This window comes from Mycobacterium sp. SMC-17 (assembly GCF_045310915.1).
In the GTDB taxonomy this organism is placed as follows: domain Bacteria; phylum Actinomycetota; class Actinomycetes; order Mycobacteriales; family Mycobacteriaceae; genus Mycobacterium.
Map to the genome: position 1 here is coordinate 1 of NZ_JBJIAK010000125.1, position 2,243 is coordinate 2,243.

2 protein-coding genes are annotated in these 2,243 nt (G+C 61.5%); both read right to left on the reverse strand.

Annotation, left to right across the window (positions count from 1 at the left end; translation table 11 throughout):
- Positions 1-473: 473 nt before the first annotated feature.
- The gene (locus ACJH7A_RS30295) at positions 474-1,259 is read right to left on the reverse strand and encodes a hypothetical protein (protein WP_406803304.1); all 786 of its coding nucleotides are present in this window, start codon (positions 1,257-1,259) and stop codon (positions 474-476) included.
- Positions 1,260-1,623: 364 nt separating this feature from the next.
- A partial coding sequence (locus ACJH7A_RS30300) for a TetR/AcrR family transcriptional regulator (RefSeq protein WP_406803305.1) occupies positions 1,624-2,243 on the reverse strand: 620 nt, incomplete at its 5' end.

Genomic DNA, 2,243 nt, shown 5'->3' on the forward strand with positions numbered 1-2,243 from the left:
ATAACTGGCAATCCAGGTGGTCCCATCACCCTGGCAAAAATCAGGTCACACTGGTCCCATCCTCATGGCAGGCGACAAACCGTGAGTGACACCGAGTGAGAACGTCGTCGTCTGCCCAGCTCAGCGATCTGGGATGTGACACGTCGTTTGAGAAGTGACAGGTGGGGTCGTGGTGCTTTCAGTCGCCATGGTGACCTCGCTGACGACGTCGTCGGGCTAACTCTGCCCCGCAAGGGTTTTCGTGACCCGCTCGCGCCACCGAGACAGAGTTAGTGGAAAGTCGATCTGATCCGGCAGCACCACCCACCAATAGCAGTAACCATGCCGGCGCTAACCACCAACCTGCGCGTGCCCCTCGAGCCCTCGTCTACATCGACAGACGAAGCGTCCCGGTCAGGCCGCCGAGAGTTTCTGGGCGCGGGCCGCAGCCCCGATACTTCGGAGATGTGGCGGCGGGCCCTCGGGTCGGCTTCTTACTCCAACCGGGGTTCTGGCATTTCGAGACCGCGGGGAATCAGCTTCTCGCACAACCATAAGAAGCCGGTGTCATCAACGACTTGGGCAATGCCGCGTGCACACTGATCCACGGGCGTATCGCCACGCAACCCGCCGCATGGATCAGGCTCGTACGCGGTCGGCCAGTCAAAGGTGACCGACGAAAGACACCAGCCGAGGTCGTTCTTCATGAATCCCAAGGGCAGACCCCCACTTGGCCAGTATGGCTCTCCGCTGCGGCTGAGGAAGACGTCGACGTGCCTGACGCGGCCTTCCTCGGGCACCGGCAACATCACCCTCATGGTCGCCTTCTCCTTCGGCCACGCTGATGGGCCTGCTGGTTCCGCTCCAGCGATGAAGACGTCATGTTCCCAGCTGAACCGGACAACGTGAGCTACATGGTCGCTGATCTGTCGACCCTCGAAGTACAGCGGAAGGTCGCCGACGTCGGTGAGCCAGCGACCGCCTGCGCGGGCGGCGCGCTCCGCCGATTTTTGGTCGACCTCCAGCTCAGGCGTCCTGATGACGTCGAACCTGCAGTGTTGACCGCCTGGATAGCGATCGTCTGGCCCGTGGATACTCACCTTGCTTCCCTGCAAAGCGTGGTGCATCGACTTGATATAGAACGACGTCGTAGACCACTCGAAATACCAACGCCAACTGTCTATTCCTGTGCCGTCTTCGGTGGCCAGCATCAGCACCACGGCGCGATGTTCGTCCTTCCCCGGGTAACGAATGTCGCCCATGTACATGTCTTCTGACATGGGCGTCAATATAGCCTCATCTGTTGCCTGTTCGTGCCGAATGATGACTCGCTGGGCATGGCCTGGCTTTTTGCATGCGGTTCAGTCGTCGGTGGGAACGTCAGCAACTTGCAGTTGATCGACCCCGCATCAAGCAGCGCGACCGGCATCCCAGCGCGAGCCGTCTCGTCCAGGTAGGCATGGGGTCGGCGCGCGTCTGACCGTTCCGCAAGCACGCGATCACCTGCGGCGCCGCGGCCGGCAGGCCGGCAGGCCGGCATGGATCAGATCTATTGAGAAACCTCTCGCGGCCGACGCCGTCCGGAACGACATCCTCGGAAGAACGATCCTGCTCCGCCCCTGTAGGTTCGACTCGACGACGACACTATGCATGTTGGTCGAGGACCGCGGTGAAAACGGCCTTTGCGTCCTGGCCCACGCGGTCGAGCTCGTCCCCGCGTTCAATCGCGCGAAGCACTGCGGCGCGTAGACCACTGGCAAGCATGTACGCACATTCGACGGAGATGGGTGCTGGCGCTATCCGAGTTGGGCTGGTCGTAGCGATCACTGCGACGATAAATTCGGCGAATTGCTCCAACCCCTCCTGCTGTGCGCGAAGAACTCGCTCGCCGACTGAGGGACTGGAAAGCGCGAGCGCCAACGCGGGTTCGCCGGAAAGTAGGGATAGATAGGCGTCGATGGCCTGGTCGATCTGGACGGCTCGCGCAGCATCGAGCTCGATTGCCGCAGCGACGGCTTCAATGATGCGTTTGGCGCTGAGATGAACGAGTTCGACTAGGCACGAATCCTTGTCGGAGAAGTGTTTGTAGAACGTTCGGCGCGATGCACGTGCGTGACCGACGATGTCGGTAATTTGCGTTTGAGCGAGCCCCTTTTCCCGGATCGAGGCGGCCAGCCCGTCGAGCAATCTGGCTAAGTCCCCTGGGGTGGTGGGAATTCGGGGACGGGGCTGAGGTGGGCGGAGATGTTCAGGCCGTGTCGGTG

Coding starts and splice junctions, on each gene's coding strand:
- ACJH7A_RS30295 (WP_406803304.1), bottom strand. CDS start 1,259: ATGTCAGAAGACATGTACATGGGCGACATTCGTTACCCGGGGAAGGAC.